The sequence below is a fragment of the Oceanimonas marisflavi genome (assembly GCF_003049725.1).
GTDB lineage: Bacteria > Pseudomonadota > Gammaproteobacteria > Enterobacterales > Aeromonadaceae > Oceanimonas > Oceanimonas marisflavi.
The window spans coordinates 1-18,611 of the sequence record NZ_QAGM01000034.1 but is presented as its reverse complement, the minus strand read 5'-3'; the positions used below and the strand labels follow the sequence as shown (position 1 = coordinate 18,611).

16 protein-coding genes are annotated in these 18,611 nt (G+C 53.9%); 1 reads left to right on the top strand and 15 read right to left on the bottom strand.

Annotation, left to right across the window (positions count from 1 at the left end):
- From DA373_RS15245 to DA373_RS15190, 12 genes are all read right to left on the bottom strand, one after another.
- The coding region (locus DA373_RS15245; protein ID WP_157953734.1) for a phosphoadenosine phosphosulfate reductase domain-containing protein at positions 1-220 on the bottom strand (220 nt) is incomplete at its 3' end.
- A gap of 34 nt (positions 221-254) precedes the next feature.
- Positions 255-1,196: a glycosyltransferase family 2 protein gene (locus DA373_RS15240; protein ID WP_107853135.1), complete on the bottom strand. Its 942-nt coding sequence runs from the start codon at positions 1,194-1,196 to the stop codon at positions 255-257.
- Positions 1,189-1,962, bottom strand: a complete 774-nt coding sequence (locus DA373_RS15235) for a sulfotransferase family 2 domain-containing protein (protein ID WP_107853134.1) — start codon at positions 1,960-1,962, stop codon at positions 1,189-1,191. Before DA373_RS15235 ends, DA373_RS15240 begins: the two co-directional genes overlap by 8 nt.
- Positions 1,963-1,979: 17 nt before the next feature.
- A complete protein-coding gene (locus tag DA373_RS15230; RefSeq protein WP_107853133.1) occupies positions 1,980-3,308 on the bottom strand; it encodes a flippase in 1,329 nt (442 codons plus the stop codon).
- 3 nt (positions 3,309-3,311) lie between these two features.
- Entirely contained in the window at positions 3,312-4,532 is a 1,221-nt protein-coding gene (locus tag DA373_RS15225) for a nucleotide sugar dehydrogenase (protein ID WP_107853132.1), read from the bottom strand.
- A gap of 275 nt (positions 4,533-4,807) precedes the next feature.
- Positions 4,808-6,348 (bottom strand): IS3 family transposase gene (locus DA373_RS15220; protein ID WP_232821300.1). Its coding sequence is split into 2 segments (ribosomal slippage): positions 4,808-5,895 and positions 5,895-6,348, totalling 1,542 coding nucleotides; the frame shifts between segments, so codons are not numbered across the junction.
- Positions 6,349-6,381: 33 nt separating this feature from the next.
- Positions 6,382-7,311 (bottom strand): UTP--glucose-1-phosphate uridylyltransferase GalU, encoded by a 930-nt coding sequence (gene galU, locus DA373_RS15215; protein ID WP_107853131.1) that lies wholly within the window; start codon positions 7,309-7,311, stop codon positions 6,382-6,384.
- A gap of 284 nt (positions 7,312-7,595) precedes the next feature.
- The gene (locus tag DA373_RS15210; RefSeq protein WP_107853130.1) at positions 7,596-8,240 is read right to left on the bottom strand and encodes a hypothetical protein; all 645 of its coding nucleotides are present in this window, start codon (positions 8,238-8,240) and stop codon (positions 7,596-7,598) included.
- Positions 8,241-8,304: 64 nt separating this feature from the next.
- The gene (locus DA373_RS15205; RefSeq protein WP_107853129.1) at positions 8,305-9,054 is read right to left on the bottom strand and encodes a tyrosine-protein phosphatase; all 750 of its coding nucleotides are present in this window, start codon (positions 9,052-9,054) and stop codon (positions 8,305-8,307) included.
- A gap of 2 nt (positions 9,055-9,056) precedes the next feature.
- On the bottom strand, positions 9,057-11,279 hold the full coding sequence (locus tag DA373_RS15200) for a GumC family protein (RefSeq protein ID WP_107853128.1): 2,223 nt from the start codon (positions 11,277-11,279) through the stop codon (positions 9,057-9,059).
- Between the two features lies 1 nt (position 11,280).
- On the bottom strand, positions 11,281-11,820 hold the full coding sequence (locus DA373_RS15195) for a polysaccharide biosynthesis/export family protein (protein ID WP_107853127.1): 540 nt from the start codon (positions 11,818-11,820) through the stop codon (positions 11,281-11,283).
- A gap of 72 nt (positions 11,821-11,892) precedes the next feature.
- Positions 11,893-13,056 (bottom strand): outer membrane beta-barrel protein, encoded by a 1,164-nt coding sequence (locus DA373_RS15190; protein ID WP_232821302.1) that lies wholly within the window; start codon positions 13,054-13,056, stop codon positions 11,893-11,895.
- 513 nt (positions 13,057-13,569) lie between these two features.
- On the opposite strand from DA373_RS15190, the gene DA373_RS15185 reads away from it, so the two are divergent.
- Entirely contained in the window at positions 13,570-14,319 is a 750-nt protein-coding gene (locus DA373_RS15185) for a hypothetical protein (protein ID WP_157953732.1), read from the top strand.
- 195 nt (positions 14,320-14,514) lie between these two features.
- Here DA373_RS15185 and DA373_RS15180 read toward each other — a convergent pair whose 3' ends face one another.
- The 3 genes from DA373_RS15180 to DA373_RS15170 form a co-directional block, all read right to left on the bottom strand.
- Complete coding sequence (locus DA373_RS15180; protein WP_107853136.1) at positions 14,515-15,858, bottom strand: O-antigen ligase family protein; 1,344 nt, start codon at positions 15,856-15,858, stop codon at positions 14,515-14,517.
- 69 nt (positions 15,859-15,927) lie between these two features.
- Positions 15,928-17,862, bottom strand: a complete 1,935-nt coding sequence (locus DA373_RS15175; RefSeq protein WP_107853124.1) for a polysaccharide biosynthesis protein — start codon at positions 17,860-17,862, stop codon at positions 15,928-15,930.
- A 177-nt stretch (positions 17,863-18,039) separates the two neighbouring features.
- Entirely contained in the window at positions 18,040-18,405 is a 366-nt protein-coding gene (locus tag DA373_RS15170) for a four helix bundle protein (RefSeq protein ID WP_107853123.1), read from the bottom strand.
- Positions 18,406-18,611: the final 206 nt, after the last annotated feature.

The window sequence follows — 18,611 nt, the reverse complement described above, 5'->3', positions numbered from 1 at the left end:
CGCGGAACTCGTACATTTCGCGGAACTTCCAGCGGGTGTCCACATGCAGCAGCGGGAACGGCGGCACCGAGGGGTAGAAGGCCTTCATGGCCAGGTGCAGCATCACGGCGCTGTCCTTGCCGATGGAGTAGAGCATGACGGGGTTGTCGGCCTCGGCCACCACTTCCCGCATGATGTGGATACTTTCGGCTTCTAGGCGTTGCAGGTGGGTAAGAGTCATAACAAATAATCCAGATTAAAAAGTAATATGAAAATTAAGCCTTAAGCAACTTTTTACCTACAAGCCTGAAACACTTAGCAATTCTAGATAAGCTAATCGAATAAAAAAAAGACTTAAACAAAGAGATATTAAATCGGAACTGCTTCAATTTAAACATCATCAAGACAGAGGCTACAAAAAGGCTACCAACTCGCTTTCTCCAAAAAAAACTCAGAGATCTGCACAAGGTGTTTTGGTTTCTTTTGAACTCAAACATTGAGTCAAGAGAAATTAAAAGGCCTTGTAAATTTTTCTCACCCTTTTCCGAGGTCATAATAGATCCAGACCTGACTCGACGATTGAAGAACACATCATCTACTACCAAAGATGTATGAGAGAAGGCTGCAACCTTGAATATAACCTCTTCATCTTCATGAACAATAGGCTTAAACCTCAAGTTATTCTTTACCCAGAGACTTTTTTTGGAAACATAAAGACAAGCACTAGGAAAAAAAGCTTTCTCACTGTACAGGGAGCTCATCAAGTCAAATGAGTTTAAAAAGCATTCATTAAAGCACCTGCTGTAATCCGGCATAAAACTGCTGGAGACAAGGTCATCATCCAGAAAAGATCGGCCTGAGAAGAAAATTAAATCCGGGTCATCATACCCTGCAATAAAGCCAAGCATCTTTTCTATAAAGTCAGGCTCGAGAGTATCATCGGAATCAAAGAAATAAACGTATTCAGAGCTACTCTCAGCCAACCCTCTATTCCTGGCTTCGCCTAGACCTCTATTTTCAGTATGGATAATTTCAAACAGAGCATTATGCTCATACTTCTTTAACACTTCAGGTGTTCCATCAGTGCTGCCATCATTTATTACTATAATTTCAGATGGCAAAACCGTTTGATTAAGAATGGAGTCGATAGCTTCTTCTATATAGTTTTCAACGTTATAGGCTGGAACAATCACTGAAAAGCTTACGTGTTCACTCATATCCACATACTTCAAATCGATGATTTCTTGATTCAATTTGTTTAGAAAGCATATCTCCACGATAGTCGTAACCAAGCAACTCTATATCAGCTTTATAAACTCGCTCAACAATTTCTATGGTTTCCTTATCATAATAGTCAAGATAGCAATCCCTTACTGCCTTGTTAGTCGGTTTCACACTAGAAAGAGAAGATATACCTACAACCGAAGACAAGTAGTTTAAATCAGAATCTAGATTTTCAAAAAAACAAATATAATCTAAACCCAACTGCTTCTTATCACTTGATAGAAAGTGAGACTGGGGTATGAAATGATTCCAAGTTAGTATATTATCTTCATTAACCCAATTAACAACAAAGTCTTTAAAACTATCAAAACAAGCCAAATTCTTCTTAAAGAAGAATTTATCTTTTTCACAAAAACCGCCTTGCTTTAGAAAGAAATAAGAAGAAACAAGCCTATCCCAAGGGTTTCTAACAATTGTAAACTTAAAAAAATTATTAAACTTTATTGGCCCTAAACTAACTAACGCATCTTCCAAGGTGACATGTCCCACACCTAAAGAACCATACAGAGCTTTATTTATTGAAACTCCAGCACATTTTGGGATATGTAAAAAGAAAACCCCCGTCCTATTTATGTCAAAGTAAGAATACCTCTCTCGCTTTTGAGGAAGCATTGCTTTCAGTAAAGCTTTAGGTCTTTTACTATAGTTAATTGTAGCCAAAGAAACCAAACCACCTAATGAGTACTCTTTGTTGTTCATATTTTACACTCGCAAAGTTAAATGCAGCTAGGCTTGATACCTAATCGCTTTAAAACAAAAAAGGATAAAACAAAGTTCCAGGAAAAAATGCTAAGTGAAGCACTAAGTGCTGCACCTTCAGCACCCAACAAAGGAATTAATATAAAAGAAAGGATAACATTTAACGTAACTGAGGAGCCATGCCCTCTCAAGGTATCTTTTTCATAGCCACTCATGGAAAGCAGGTAGCCAACAGATCCAAAAAACACATTAATCAACTGCCCTACTACCAGAATGGCCATGGGGTAATAGGCAGAGCTGGCATATTCCTTACCAAACACCCAGCCAAGCAGGGGCTTGCCGGCAAACAACAATACCAGACCAATGGGCAATGCGATGGCAAAGCTGCCCCGGGCCGACTGCCTGGCCAGTGTTTGCAGCTGCTCTTTATTTTTTGAGCGATAGGCTCGCACTATATGGGGTGCAATCACCAGGTTGACCAGCGTTAGCGACAAGGCCACAAACTGTGCCCCCCTGTCGGCCACTCTCATGGCCGCCACCTGCTCATCGGTGCCCAGAAAACCCAGAACAATAATACCAATTTGGGCATTTAAGGTGCCCACCAGTGCCAGCAGGGTGAAAGGCAATAATGCCCTGCCCCATTGAGCCGCTTGATACTCTGGTGGTTGTTGCCTTCTGTGTGAAGACTGCAAACGATAGAACAAAGCACTGGCACACAAAAACACCAGGCAGGCCACCAGCACCTGACCCCATATCACCGTCTGCGTGGTTAAAATATCAAGTTTCAGCAAAACAAAATAACTTGCTATCAATAGCACCGGCTGCAAAAACTGCCCGGGCAGCTCGGCATATACCGGCTTGCCCAGCCCTTTAATGGAACCATCTCGCACGGCTCCCAGCCCCAGAAAGGGAATCATCAGCACGGCAATACCCAGCAGCTGCCACTTGTCATCCGCCGGCAACCAATGCGTTATGTTCGACACAAAAAAATAGCCACCCAGAATAACCAGAGACGATACGACTACCCACATATGCCCGGCTCGCAGCACGCCCCGATAAAGCCCCCATTGCTTGTTATGAAGGTAGCCTGCCACTTCACGGGTAAACAACTGAGGAACTCCCCCCGCAACAGGCAGGGCAATAATGGCGATCAACGACATTACAAATGAGTATTGTCCAAACCCTTCTGTTCCCAGTCCACGAGCCAGAATGACACTGGTTAACAGACCTAACGGAATTGATAAAATCCGCAGTGCTCCCAGGCCAAGGAAACTCTTGATTAACGGGCTTTTGATGTTCAAGTTATTATTCTTCCTGGTGCGGGCATCAGTAACCAATCCGTTCATTTGTCAGTCACTGCCGAACAAGTCACGGGTATATACTTTTTCCACCACATCCTGCAGCTCGGCAGAAGGCCGGTTGGCGACAATCACATTCGCCAGCTGCTTGAATTCTTCCAGATTGTTCACCACTCGGGAGTGGTAGAACTCAGGCTCGGTGAGTACTGGCTCATAGACGATGACTTCTATGCCCTTGGCCTTGATACGCTTCATTACGCCCTGAATGGCGGATGCGCGGAAGTTGTCGGATCCGGCTTTCATGACCAGGCGGTAGATGCCTACTGTTGGTTTTGTGCTGGCCGCAGTAGATTCCGGGTCAAGCCCGGAATGACGGGCTGTGCGGTTTAGCTGCTCTATTACCTGGTTGGCAATAAAGTCTTTGCGGGTGGTATTGGCGTCTACTATGGCCTGGATGATGTTGTTGGGCACATCCTGGTAGTTGGCCAGCAGCTGTTTGGTGTCTTTGGGCAGGCAGTAGCCGCCGTAGCCAAAGCTGGGGTTGTTGTAGTGGTTGCCAATACGCGGGTCCAGCCCTACCCCTTCTATGATCTGGCGGCTGTCCAGGCCGTGGCTTTCGGCATAGCTGTCCAGCTCGTTGAAGTAGGCCACCCGCATGGCGAGGTAGGTGTTGGAGAACAGCTTGACCGCCTCGGCCTCTGTGCTGTTGGTGTAGAGCACGGGGGCGTCTTTTTTTATGGCGCCCTGCAGCAGCAGGCTGGCGAAAGTTTTCGCCCGTTCGCTTTGTTCGCCCACGATGATGCGGGAAGGATACAGGTTGTCGTGCAGGGCCTTGCCTTCGCGCAGGAATTCTGGCGAGAAGATAATGTTGTTGCTGCCGGTTTGTTCTTTGAGCTTTTGGGTATAGCCCACCGGCACCGTGGATTTGATCACCATTACCGCACTGGGGTTGATGGTCATAACGTCATTGACTACCGCTTCCACACTTTTGGTGTTGAAGTGGTTGGTTTGCGGATCGTAGTCGGTGGGCGTGGCGATAATGACAAAGTCGGCATTGTCAAAAGCGTCGGCCTTGTCGAGCGTGGCGCGAAAGTCGATATTTCGGTTTTGCAGAAAGTCGGTAATGTCGGCGTCGACTATGGGAGACTGCCGGTTGTTTAGCTGCACTACTTTTTCGGAAATGATGTCGAGGGCGACTACTTCGTTATGCTGGGCGAGCAGCATGGCGTTGGAGAGGCCGACGTAGCCGGTGCCGGCAATGGCTATTTTCATGTTTTTACCGTGAGGGGTGAGGTGATAAGGGTGAGGAGGAACCCCACCTACACCGTTGTCAGTTAATAGTATTTGGTTGCTACTGCCCCAATAAATTGGGGCCCACAAAAAGCCTGCTGCGCAGGCTCCACCAACTAAAGTGGCGCCTACAGGAAACTGGACTCCGGCCTTCGTCGGAGTGACAAGCGCGAAGCCAGAATGCCGGGCAACTAAGCTAGGATGCTTGTTCCTGCTTGATTGCGGCGTTTTTCAAGGTAGTTGTCGCGTTCTTCATTTTACGCGGCTGCTTTTTGTGTTTCGTCCAAGCGCTCTGGGTTAAGTGCCACATCTCCTGCCGGCGTCCAGTTGCGAGTTGTTCCTGACCACCGCTCTGGACGCCTCGCTTTAGCCTGCTGATATACGGCATGCCGCTCTTTCAGTAACGCTACATCTTCTCTCTGATGACGCTGAACGGGTGTCACATACTGAATGCGGCTGTGCCGATGTTCATGGTTGTACCAGGCAACGAACTGCTGTATCCAGAGCCGGGTTTCATCCAGACTGCTAAATCCTGACGTCGGCCAGAGCGGGCGGTACTTCAGCGTTCGGAACAATGACTCTGAGTAAGGGTTATCGTCACTGACTCGCGGCCGGCTGCGTGAGGGCGTCACGCCAAGCTCTTCCAGTTTGGCCAGCATGGTCGATGACTTCATCGGACTACCGTTGTCAGAGTGCAGCACCAGTGGCTTTCGGAAGCATTGCTCGGCCATCACGGTCCGTTGCATCAGCTCGGCAGCATAGGCGCCACTTTCGCAGCCATGGACTTCCCAGCCCACGATTTTACGACTGTAAATGTCTTCGATCATGTACAGGTAATAGAACTGCCCACGCACGCTGGACGGACAGTAAGTAATATCCCATGACCAGACTTGCTTCGGACCCGAGGCGATGTAAGTCGTTGGTCGAGCCAGCTTGCGAGGCGCTCGGGCTCGACCGCGACGATGCAACTGATGATGCGCCTTCAACACCCGGTAGAAGGTCGGCTCGGAAGCCAGGTAGATGCCCCTGTCAGCCAGTCGCAGCACTATCTGCCCCGGTGGCAAGCTCGCGTATTCCGGTTCATTACACACCTTCAGGATTTCTTGTTGCTCCGCAACACTGAGCCGGTTTGCCGGTACTGGCCTGATGGCAGAAGGACGTCCATCTGCGCTCAGCTCACCACTCCGTGTCCAGCGTTGCAACGTACGGATACTGATCCCCAGCTCGCGGCAGGCTATCTCTTTACGTGCACCGGCCCGTGTTGCTTCTTCAATCAGCGCCACAGCGTGTTGGCGATCTGAGACGCTGATCATTCGTCCTCGTCCTTCCCCCAGATCGCATCGGCCTTTTTTCGCAGTACCAGCAGCGCAGCGGTTTCAGCGAGGGCTTTTTCCTTGCGTCGAAGCTCCTGCTCCAGCGCTTTGATGCGTCGGCGTTCTTTCTGTAACGAGGCCGAGCCGGCTGTCTGCTCAGAGGCTGAGCCTGCAATAAAATCGCGCTTCCAGGCTTTGACGTGCTCAGGGTAGAAGCTGTTCTCCCGACAATACTGGCTGAGTTCAGCTTCAGACATGGTGGCGGTTTCTACCACAATGGCAAAGCGGGCTTCTGCTGATAATGTTTCTGCTGGCTTGTCCGGCATGGGTATTCTCTGCGCTCCATCAATGGCTTGCTTACGCCAATCATACAGGGTCCACTTCGATATTCCCTCGTCACGAGCAAGCTGAGCAATGGAAGGACAATCCGGAGACAGCATCTTCCGGATCATGGCGTTTCTGCGTTCTTCAGGGTACTGATTCATTCATGTCTACTTATCGCCCCTCCGTCTATGGTGTTAGATTTTAAAGAGGCGACAACTATCCTGACACGGGGGGATTGACATTGCCTCTACATGACTCTGCAGAAATTCGCTGAAAGCTTCCCCCAGCTCGGGGTGGCGCAGGGCGTATTCCACATTAGCCTGCATATAGCCGAGTTTGCTGCCGCAGTCGTGGCTTTTACCCACTATGTTGTAGGCCTCTACCTGCTCTTGCTGCATTAGTGCTGCTATGGCATCGGTAAGCTGAATTTCGTCGCCGGCGCCGGGAGCTGTGCTGGCCAGCAGCAGCCAAATGTTTTGGCTGAGCACATAGCGGCCGACCACGGCCAAGTTTGAAGGGGCTTCTTCTTGTTTGGGTTTTTCCACTATGGCGGTTATGAGCTTACTTTCGCCGCTTTGCAACTTGTGGCCCATGCAGTCGGCAATGCCGTATTGGCTTACTTGCTCTTGCGCCACCGGCTCTACCATTATCTGGCTACGTTGGGTGTCGTTGAAGCGGGCCAGCATTTGGGCCAAGTTGTCTTTGGTTAAATCGCTCTGGGCATCGTCTATCAGCACATCGGGCAGAATCACCACACTGGGGTTGTTGCCCACCAGCGGATAAGCGCACATCACCGCATGGCCCAGGCCTTTGGCCACGCCCTGGCGCACGTGCATTATGGTTACGTCGGGCGGGCAAATGCTGCGTACTTCTTCCAGCAACTGGCGCTTGACGCGCTTTTCGAGCGTGGCTTCCAGCTCAAAACTGGTGTCAAAGTGGTTTTCAATGGAGTTTTTGCTGGAATGGGTAACCAGAATGATTTCTTTTATGCCGGCAGCGATGGCTTCGCTTACCACATACTGGATCAGCGGTTTGTCCACTATGGGCAGCATTTCTTTGGGAATGGCTTTGGTGGCAGGCAGCATGCGGGTGCCGAGACCGGCGACGGGGATGATGGCTTTCATTTTTATTCCGTGTTTTTATTGGAAATATGGCCTGCTGCGCAGGCCCCGCCGACTAAAGTGGCGGCTACGGGTTTGATGCCATGGTGCACGCAAATGTTGGGATTCGCTGCGCTCATCGCCAACCTACGGGTACTTCAGGCACGCTACCGCCCGTGGAGTTGTTTGGCGCTTCTCCCACGGCCGGGTTACTTGTTTTAAATACAGGGATTAGGGAATTGGGAATGGGGAGTCGGAACCCCAAAAGCTTGTACTCCAGACCTGCTTACTCCCTATTCCCTATCGGGCTATTCCCCACTCCTCGCCAGCAGATCCTGCCGGTTTAGCCGGGTGAGCAGTCCGGTAATGTATTTTTTGCTTTTTGCGCTTTGGGCAAGGCCGTGCTCGATGGCTGTTGTTATGGTTTGCTGTTGCGCAGTGTTGAGGGTGTGCCAGCTAATCAGGCCCAGATATGCACTCTGGCGTACTATCCAGCCGTGCCAGGGGCCGTGGGCAAAGCCCTGGGTAAGGGCCTGTTTATATTCGTCGTTATATTGCCGCTGGCTTTTTAATACGGAGGCCAGGCGCAGCCGGGAGTAGGGCCACTGGGGCCGGGCGGCGATGGCCTGACGATAGGCACTGGCGGCCTGTTCGCGACTGGCGGTGGCTTGTGCGCTGCCGGTGGGCAGGTTGCGGTGGCGGTAGTGATATACCCGCCCCAGTTGTTCGTAATACTGGCCGTTGGCCACGGGGTAAAGGGCCACAGCTTGCCGGGCGGCGTGCTCGGCTACCTGCCAGGCTTTTTCTACGGGGGCGGGTTTGCTGCGCCAGTCTTGCAGAAAGAGTTTGCTTTGATGGGCGTAGCCACCGGCGAGCAGCATGCGGGTGCCGGCCCAGGTGAGGGCGATGGCGAGCGCGATGATAGTAATAAGGAGCGTGCGCTGGAGGGTCACGGGCGGGCTCCTTTGAGCGCCCTGCGGGCGCTAATGCAGGCTGGCAGCCTGCGCTCCAAGGCGCTCATGCTGGCTGCTCCGCGAACAGGGGTTCGGTGATAAGCCAGGGGTTGGTGCTGGTGAGTTGTATGGCAGTCACCTCCCCCACTATGAGTTCGGCGGCACGGCGGCCCTCATTCAGCATGGGTGGGCGATATTGCATGTTGTGGGCGTCGCTGGCCAGCACTGTGACTATGCCTTCTTTCAGCAGTTGTTCGGCAAGCGCCTGGGTGCTATGGCCAAAATAGCCGGTTACCGAGGCGGCGGTCAGCTGGAACAAGCAGCCCTGTTGCACAAAGGGCCGCAGTTTGGCCGGGTTGTGCTGCAGGCCGCGGTTGCGCTCGGGGTGGGCGATCATGGGCACTATGCCCTGCTTCAGCAGCCACTGGGTAAGCTTGTCGGCGCCAAAGGGCACCTCGTGGTGGGGCAGCTCCAGCAGCAGCACGGGCTTGCCCTGCCACTGGCCCAGCAGGGGAATGTCGTTGTTCATTACCTGCTGCATTACTTCCAGGCCAAAGCGTACTTCGGCGCTCATGGCGATGCGCAGGGGAATATTATGCTCCAGCAGTGCCGCCTGCATTTGCTTGAAAGCGGCACTGATGGAGGCACGGTCGTTGTTGAACTTGCCAGGCTGCATGTGCGGGGTGCACACGCAGTGGGTAATGCCATTGGCCACCGCTGCCCGGGCCATCGCCAGCGCCTCGCCCAGGTCGGCGGCGCCGTCGTCCAGCCCCGGCAGCAGATGGTTATGAAGGTCAACAAGCCGTGCGCTCATGGTTATGCTTCCGCCTTGGCCGTGTTGCTGCTGTAGCCGTAATGGTCGTAATAGCCACCGTAGCTGTAGCCATATTTGGCGGCCTTTTTCACATCCAGCTGATTGAGCACTACACCTTTGATGGGTGCGTTCAGCTGCAGCAGCTTGCCAACGCCTGTCTCTACCTGCGGAACAGAGGTAGACTCGCTTTTCACCACATAGATAACGGCGTTGGCATGCTGGCTGAGCACCAGCGCATCGCTTACTGCCTGAGTGGGAGGAGAGTCGATAATCACTCTGTCATATCTGTCGGCCAGCACTTTTATAATACTGTCGAAGCGGTCGGATGACAGCAGCTCCAGCGGGTTGGGCGGCACTGTGCCGGCAGACATAACGTCTATACCATCCACCTGCTGAATGCACTCTTCCAGTTTGGCTGTGCCGGCAATCAGGTTGGCCAGGCCCGGCGTGCCCACGGCAAAGCCGTAGTTTTTTGCAACCGTGGGGCGGCGCATATCGGCATCTACCAGCAGAACCTTTTCCATTTGCCCCAAGGCGGCAGCCAGGTTGCTGGAAACTGAGCTCTTGCCCTCGCCCGGCACAGAGGAAGTGACCAAGGTAATTGTGTAGGGATGATCCATGCCCGAGAGCACAAATCCGGTGCGAATGGTGCGCACCGCCTCGTTGAAGGGCTTGTTGCTGTTTTCATGAAACAGCTTGGCCACATGCTCCCCTGTCTGCTTGTTCTTGAGCAGCGGCAGAATGCCCATTACCGGCAGGTTAAGCTTGTTTTCAACGTCTTCTGTGCCCTTGAAGGTGTTATTGAGAATGTCTACCAGCAATGCCAGACCAATTCCCAGCATAAATGCCAGCAAAGTAGCCAAAGCCACAATCAGGCTCTTTTGGGGTTTAATGGGCTGGTTGGGCACCACGGCACGGTCCACGATGCGGGCGTTGACTGTGTCGAGATCCTGGGTGGCAGTGGTTTCCTTCAGCCGGGTCATAAAGGTGTCGTAGAGCGAGCGGTTGGTGTCTACTTCCCGCTGCAGCTCGCGCAAACGAAACTCGTTGCGGTTAATGCTCTGGATCTGCTCCTTGTTTTGCTCAAAGGCAGACTGCAGGCCACGCTCGTTGGCCAGTGCCAGCTGATAGCTGTTTTCTATGCTGGCCACCACCTGCTCCACCTGGGCGCGCAGGCTGGCGCGGGCGGCGTTAAGCTCGGTTTGCGCAGCCACCATGGTTGGGTGCTTGGGGCCATAGCGGCGGCTGAGCTCCTGCACCTTGGCATTGGCGGTGGCTTCGGCAGCCTTGAACTGGGCCACCACCGGGTCCGACATTACCGCCGGCACGCTGGCCAGCCTGCGATAACCAGCGCCCTTCATGGCGGCCACCTGGCGATACTGGCTTTCGGCGGCGTTGCGGGCTCGCCGGGCATCGGTAAGGCGCTGGCCGGTGTTGCTGAGTTCATCGGCACTAACGGTGGTAATACCGTCCAGGTTTACCAGGTTCTCCTGCTGCATAAATTCCTGCAGCCGACGCTCGGAGTCTTCCAGCTTGCCCTTAAGGCCCCCCAGTTGCTGGTTCATCCAGCTGGTGGCGGTTTCGGTCATATTGAGCTTGGCTTCGAGCTGGCTTTCTATATAGCCCTGGGCCAGGGCGTTGGCGGCACGGGCAGCGGTGGCGGCATCGGCCATGTCCACGCTCACCTGCACCAGCTGGGTTTTGCCCTGGGGCTCCACGGCCACACGGCTACGAAAAGCCCCTACAACGGCATCAAAAATGTCCGCTTCACTGGGTTGTTTTGACTCCAGATCGCTCGGGGCCACCAGCATTTTTACGCTGCTCAGCCAGCCGCGCCAGTTAAGCAAGGGCGCGGGCTGCTGGCGGGGATCAAACTCCGGATGGGTGTCGAGCACCAGCTCGCGCACCACCCGCTCGGCCAGGGCGCGGGATTTAAGCAACTCGAACTGGGTTTGCAGATATTCGCTGCCGGCATCTTCCACGCCGTATACCTGCTCGATGGTCATCACATTGGGGGCCTTGTTTTCAATCAGCAGGGTGCTGCTGGCCCGGTAGGTGGGGGTAATGTTAAACACCACCAGCACGGCAAGCATGGCCACCACCAGGGTAAGGCTAATAATGCTCCATTTGCGGCGGTAAATGCTATGCCACAGGGCCAGCAGATCGATTTCGTCGTCAGCACTGTTGTTGCCCGGGTTAAAGCCGGAAAGTTTGCTGTTGTCCATGTTAGAAGAAGCTCTGCTCAATGGTGATGATGTCGCCGGGCATTACCGGATCGTCCAGGCCAATTTTTTGCGGGGTACGGCTGGCGTCGGTATCGCGAATAATATAAAAGGCGCTGCGCGAGGCGCGTTCGGTAAAGCCGCCGGCCAAGGCTACCGCCTTGCGCAGGGTTATGCCGGGCTGAAAGGCAAAGCCGCCGGGTGAGGCTACTTCACCGTTCACAAAGAATTTGCGGTATTCCAGAATGCTTACGGTTACCTTGGGATCCACCAGATAGTCGCCACGCAGGCCGTTGGTAAGCAGCTGCTCCACGTCGCGGGCGGTTTTACCCCTGGCGTTAATGGTGCCGAGAAACGGATAAGAAAAGGTGCCGGCGTCGTTCAGCTGCACCTGTTCAAAGCTGAGATCGGCTTCGCCGAATACGCTGATACGAATAAGATCGCCCGAGCCCAGGGTGTAGGCAGAGTTGCTGCTTTGTGCCTGTGCATGGGGGGCAGCCAGAGCCCAGGCCAGCAGCAGGCACATTGTTTTTATCACCTTCATGGAGGTTTTTCCCGTGTTGCATGCCACAGGCCTGGCCGGACTGGTGCCGGCCAGGCCTGTTTTATGGCTTGCTTAGTTCAGAACAAGGTTTACGCTGGCAAACACTTCGTTGACTTCGTAGCTGCTGTCATCTGTAGTGGAGTCATTATCGCGGTAGCGGTAGCCCACGCCCAGCTCCAGCCAGCGGCGCATTTTGTAGTTTACGCCCAGGTTATAAACGCTAAGGTCGTCTTCCCGGCCGGCGTTGCTGCCACCCTGATATTCCTTGTTGGTAAGGCGGTAACCCACATCGGAGTTGATGCGCGGGGTCCAGTCATGCAGCCAGTTAATGCGGTAGTTGGTGGTGTCTACCACGTCTTCGGTGGAGCCGCCCTCGCCGTAGCTGCTGCCGGTGCCAAATTTGATGCGGGAGTAGGCTACCGGCTCCCAGGTAACGGCAGCGTCCCACAACATGCTGCTGGTGTCTTGCTTGCGGGCATCGTCGAAGTCTTTTTCCTGATAGCCCAGCTTTACGGTGCCGGTGGTTTTGGCGGTGGCGTCCCAGGTTACACCGGCCAGGTAGCGCATGTTGTGGCTGTCCAGCCTCTGCCCATTACGCTGCTCGTTATCGTAACGGAAGTCGTCGAAGCCCAGTTCAAACAGGGCGCGGGTTTTGGGGGCCACACGGTAATAGGCGGTGCCGGTGACGCCGGTTTTTTCGTGATCTTTTTCGCGGTTTACCGCGCCTTTATTTGGTCCGGAAAGTGCTTCGCGGTTGTTATCGTATTTGGTCCAGTCCTGATTAACGCCCAGCTCCAGCTGCATGGTGGCGCTCTTGGCGCCAAAGCCGTATTTGCCGCCCAGGCTGTAGGTATGAAACTTGTCACCTTCCTGTCCGGCTCTGCGGTTGGTGTCGTTCACAATGCTTTCGCGCTTTTTGTAGCCGGCGTTCAGATCCAGGCGGTTGCGGGCATCGAACTCCATGTGGCTGTTGGCGGCCAGGGTGTGGTTGGTTTTATCTTCAGTGGCGCTGGTGTGATAAAACGCGTGCTCCAGATTGTAGCTGAGGCTGTAACGGTTAAGGCGATCGCGGCCAACCAGCTCAATGCCCGGCGCCACTGTGGTGATCCAGGAAGAACGCTCCTGCTCAGCAGGCGTGTCGTTAATGTTGTCGTTGTGGCTTTGGGTCACCTTGAGCGCAGTTACCAGGCCGGTGTGTTCGTTCAGCTCAATGGCAGCAGAAGCCGCACCAGACATCAGCACACTGGCCGCTGCGGCAGAGACTGTGAATAAGTGCTTGTTTTTATTGACTTTAATCATTCTGCTTATTTCCGTGTTCTAAAATGACTGGTCAGGCCCCCCGGCCAGTGGCTGGTGGGTAGCTGCGTGAACTTGCGTTTGGGCTAAAGCATGTTGTTTGTGACTTTGCCATTCAACCAAAATCCATTTAAATCAACAGCATAAATAATAAACTGCATTATTTTTAAGCTTTCAGCCATATATTGCGACAGCATTCTACACATTTGAGAAGCAACTAGAAACCTTTCTCAGCATCTCAATACAATCCCTGAAAAAATATGGAGTTAACTCTAGGGTGAGCAAATAATAAACAAAGTGGTTTTATGGAAAGAAAAATCAATAGTTTGATTTTTTTATGAATTTTTTATTAATGTGCATTTTTGAAAGGTTTGTCACGTTTGGTAGGCAACTCCGGCAAAATTGGTATATTTTCCACCTTAAAATTGCGGCTGCTTTGTGTAGCAGATACTATTGGGGCTGTTTTGGGCGTACCGGCGGGCCGGATTAACGCACTTTTTGCTTTTGATGACGAGGACTTTATTCATGCGCAAAACTCTTGCTGCTTTATCTTTGGCAGCTGCTCTGTGCAGCACTTCTGCGCTTGCAGATCAGGCCACGCTGGATGCCCTGGCCAAAGCGGGCGTGGTGCTCAGTGATGAGCAGGCCGCTCAACTGCTGGCCGCCGAGGGCGATGCCATTGCCGATGTGATTGCCGCCATTGCCGCCGCCAACCCGGCCATTGCCGCCCAGGCCGCCGCCGCCGCCGCCAAGGCTACTCCGGCCGCCGCCGCCAAAATTGCCGCTGCTGTCGCCAAAGCTGCCCCCGAGGCAGCCGCCCAGATCGCCGCCGAGGTTGCCAAAGCCGCTCCTGAAGCCGCTGTACAAATTGCTGCCGAAGTAACCAAGGCTGCGCCCCGGGCAGCTGCCCAAATTGCCGCAGAGGTCACCAAAGTCGCCCCCCAGGCCGCTGCCCAAATTGCCGCCGAAGTCACTAAGGTTGCCCCCCAGGCCGCAGCAGAAATCTCCAGTGCTGTTAAAGAAGCGGCTCCCGAGGCTGCCGAGGCGATTGACCAGGCTGTTGCTGACGCAGCAGAAGAAGCTGCTCAGCAAGAGCAGGCTCAAACTCCCTCCCAAACTCCTGAAGACAACGAACCTTCCATTCCCGAAGATAACGGAGCACCTGAAGAAAACCCTGACGACAACACCGCCAGCCCCAACTAAGCATGCTTGCAAACAAAAAACGCGCCAAATGGTGCGTTTTTTTATGGATATGATTGGCTGTCCCCCCCGTCACCCTCGTCACCCCCGCGAAGGCGGGGATCCAGAAGGCGGGGGTCCATGCCACAGACAGCGCCGTAGTTAAAACCGTGCACTCTGTTCTGGATGCCCGTCTTCACGGGCATGACGGAATGTATGTCACTCCCGCCGGCGGGGTTTTTCGTGGTGCCGGGCCAGCACCGCGATGGCGCACAGCACCACAAAGGTGGCGGCGTTGGCGGGTATTTGCAGGTTGAAGTCGGTAAAGGAGTGGATCATCAGCGACAGTATGCCCATGCTGGCGGCAAAGCCAATGCCGCTGCGATACCACGACTCCTTGTGCCACAGGGCCCGCAAAGCATGCCACAGGGCCAGCAGCACAAAGGCCGCCAGGGGCAGTGTGCCTGCCAGCCCGTATTCTATGGCGAACTGAATAAAGTCGTTGTGGGCGTGGTCGAAGTGCATTACGGCAATATCCGGCCCCATGTATTGCGGAAAAATCGCCTCAAAACTGCCGGCGCCGGAGCCGGCCAGCCAGTGCTCTTCCAGCGCGGGCAGAGCCTGCAAATAGACATCGTCGCGCACTTCGTTCTGGCGGGCGACCACCACTTCATTAACTACCTTGTCTTCAAAACGGGTATTAACAAGCCGGTCCTTGAGTTTGTCGAGACCAAAAAACTGGCTGATAACCAGAATGTCGATGGCCACAAAGCTGGCCAGCAAAATGATATTTCTTGTTCTGTTTTCTTTATTAAGCAGCACAAAAATACCGCCAATAATAACAAGGCTGGCAAAAAATGCGGCGTTCCCCATGCGCGAGCGGCTCATTACCAGGCCAATCACCATGATCACCAGGCCAATACGCAGCCGGGCCTTGGGGCCCATCAGCAATTCCAGCGCCGCTTTCCAGCTCCACTCCTTGCCATCCCGTAATGCCAGCATCAGGCCAATGCCGCAGGCCAGGGTTAATTCCAGATAGCCAGCCAGGTGGTTGCGGTTAACAAAGGTGCCGGTGGCCAGGCCCAGGTAGCTGGTTTTTTCGGTAAAGAAGGTCATTTCCAGGCCAGAAAGGGTCATGAGCGAGCCATAAAAGGCCTGAAAGGTGCCGCTGACCACCAGCACCGCCAGCAGGATGGTCAGCCGGCGGCGGGTGTGAAACACGCTCAACACCATGACAAACAACAGAGTGTAGGCCAGCCCCAGCATGAGATATTGAAAGGTGGCACCGGTATCCAGCGAGATGCCCAGCAGCAGCTGAGCCGCCGTCCAGCCCTGGGCCAGCAGCAGCAGCAGCGCCATGGGCCAGGCGGTGCGCACTGCCCGGCTGAAGGGTTTGGGGCTGCGCAACCGGCTGCAGGCCCAGGCCAGGGCCAGCAGCCCCACCAGCAGCACCAGCAGGCCGGCAGACCAGTCGCGGTTGCTGCCCAGCGGCAATGGCATCCATACCAGCAGGGCCAGCAGACCCGTGTATACCAGTGAATCCAGAAATGAGCGGTGTTCCATGATGATCTCAAACGCAAAGAAAACGAGCCCATACAGGGCTCGGTAAAAGTGAAGCAATAATAGAGGAAATCAGCGTGCCAGCGCCACTACCCTGCCCTTTTCCTTTTCGGCGCGGGCCTGTGCATCCTGGCTCTGGCCTTGCTGCCACACCAGATCGCAAATGCCGTCCTGGGGGTTAAAGGCGGTGGGTGCCTGCAGCAACAGCTCGCGAATGCGGGTCTGGTTATATTGCTCACAGGCGGTGTTCAGTTCATTCAACAGGGCTTGCATCTCCGCCCAAGGCAGGTGCACCTCGTGAGCGGTGCGAATGCGCGGGTGCGCCGTGGGTTGCTCGTTGCCGCCGATCAGCAGCTCTTCATAGAGCTTTTCGCCGGGGCGCAGACCGGTGATCTTGATGTCAATATCGCCTGCCTCATATCCCATTAACCGCACCATTTTGCGGGCGAGATCGATGATTTTGACCGGCTCGCCCATGTCGAGCACAAACACATCGCCTCCCTTGCCCATGGCCCCGGCCTGGATCACCAGCTGGGCCGCCTCGGGAATGGTCATAAAATAGCGGGTGATCTCTTCGTGGGTAAGGGTGATGGGCCCGCCGGCACGGATTTGCCTTTTGAACAGCGGCACCACAGAGCCGGACGACCCCAGAACATTACCAAAACGCACCATGCAAAAGCGAGTGTTGCTCTGCCGCTGGGCCAGTGCCTGCAACACGAGCTCGGCCAGGCGCTTGCTGGTGCCCATCACATTGGTGGGGCGCACCGCCTTGTCGGTGGAGATAAGCACAAAGGTCTCCACTCCGCTGTTAATGGCCGCCTCGGCCGCCCGCCAGGTGCCGAACACATTGTTGCGCACTCCTTCCACCACGTTGTATTCCACCAGCGGCACATGTTTGCAGGCGGCGGCGTGATACACGGTGTGCACGCCAAAGCCCTGCATTACCGCTTCCAGCCGGTTTTGCCGCTGCACCGAGGCCATAATGGGCACAATGCGCACTGTGTAACCGGCCTCGCGACACAGACCATTCAGCTCCTGATCAATTTGATAGAGCGCATATTCCGACATTTCGAACAGCACCAGGGTGGCTGGGCCCTGCTGCACTATTTGCCGGCACAACTCGGAGCCAATGGAGCCACCGGCCCCGGTCACCATCACCACCTTGCCGCAAATATTGGCGCTGATAAGCTCGGGAAAAGGCTCCACCGGATCGCGCCCGAGCAGATCCTCCACATTCACCTCGTGCAGCTCGCTCAGTTTGGCCTTGCCACTGACCAGATCGGCCATGCCGGGAATGGTGAGAATGTCCAGGTGCAGGTTTTCAAGGCGGTCTACAATTTCGCGACGGCGCTGCCGGCTGATGCTGGGCATGGCCAGCAGCAGCTTTTGTGCACCAAAGCGTTCCACCAGCCAGGGCAGCTGGTCGGGTGCATAAACCGTTAACCCTTGCAGCAGGGCCTTTTGCAGACCGGCGTTGTCATCCACAAAGGCCACGGCGCGATATTCGTTGCCGTGAGTGAGCGAGGTGTTGAGCTGGCGTCCCGACGCACCGGCGCCGTAGATAATGACCGGAATTTTCTGCCGCTTGGTGCTCTGGTTATACAGCGCCCGGCCCATGGTGCGGGCTCCGCCACACAGCAGCAATGCCAGCGCCGCATAGATAACGGGCACGGAGCGGGGCAAAAAGGCATGAAAGTAATAAGCGGCCAGTACCATGCTGATGGCCGACACCGCCACCCCGCCCATCATCACCATGGTGGCATGATGCCCCAGGTAACGCAGCACCGCCCGGTAAAGCCCCATGCGCACAAAATAGAGCAGGGTTACCGGCAACATGGTGCCCAGCACCAGCCAGTGCTTGTACGAGCTCAGCAGATCGGAACTGTCCAGCCGCAGCAGATATGCCGCCCAGAACGCCAGCGATATAAACAGCGTATCCAGCAACACGCTGATAATGCGCTTGATGGAACGAGGCTGGTGGAAGAGCCAGTGAATGGCGTTATTCATATAAAACCCACAGTTTTGAGTGTTGAGTGATGAGTTTTTAGTGTTGAGTTATGAGTGGTGAGTGGTGAGTTTTTAGTGTTGAGTTATGAGTGGTGAGTGTTCACTCAACATTCACCACTAAAAACTCAACACTAACAAAACTCAACATTCACAACTAAAAACTCAACACTAATAAAACTACTTGCCTGCTTTTATATTTTCTTGTGTATGTTTAACTATTGCCGTAAGTATTTTTATGAGCTCTTCACTCTGCTCCAGCAAGCTCACTACATGTGGTTGAGTTTTGTCCAGGTAACCTGTTGAACAAAGCAAATCCAGCCAGTATTTGGTTTCTCTGGCTTCTTTGCTGGCGATGCTCATTTTGGCAGCAAAATCAGCCTTTGTCTGGCCGGCCTGTGCCTCATTAATATTAGCGCCAATAGATGTACCAGAACGCAGCAACTGTCTGGAAAGCACGTATTCTCTCTGCTCCTTTGACAAAAGCTGATACAACTTGACTATACGTACAGCAAAACCAAAGGATTTATCAAGAACATTGTTCACATCAACCCCCCTCTTTTGAGTGGTGAGTGGTGAGTGATGAGTGATGAGTGGTGAGTGGTGAGTGTTCACTCAACATTCACCCCCCGTGTCAGGATAGTTGTCGCCTCTTTAAAACCCAATACCATAGACGGAGGGGCGATAAGTAGACATGAATGAATCAGTACCCTGAAGAACGTAGAAACGCCATGATCCGTAAGATGCTGTCT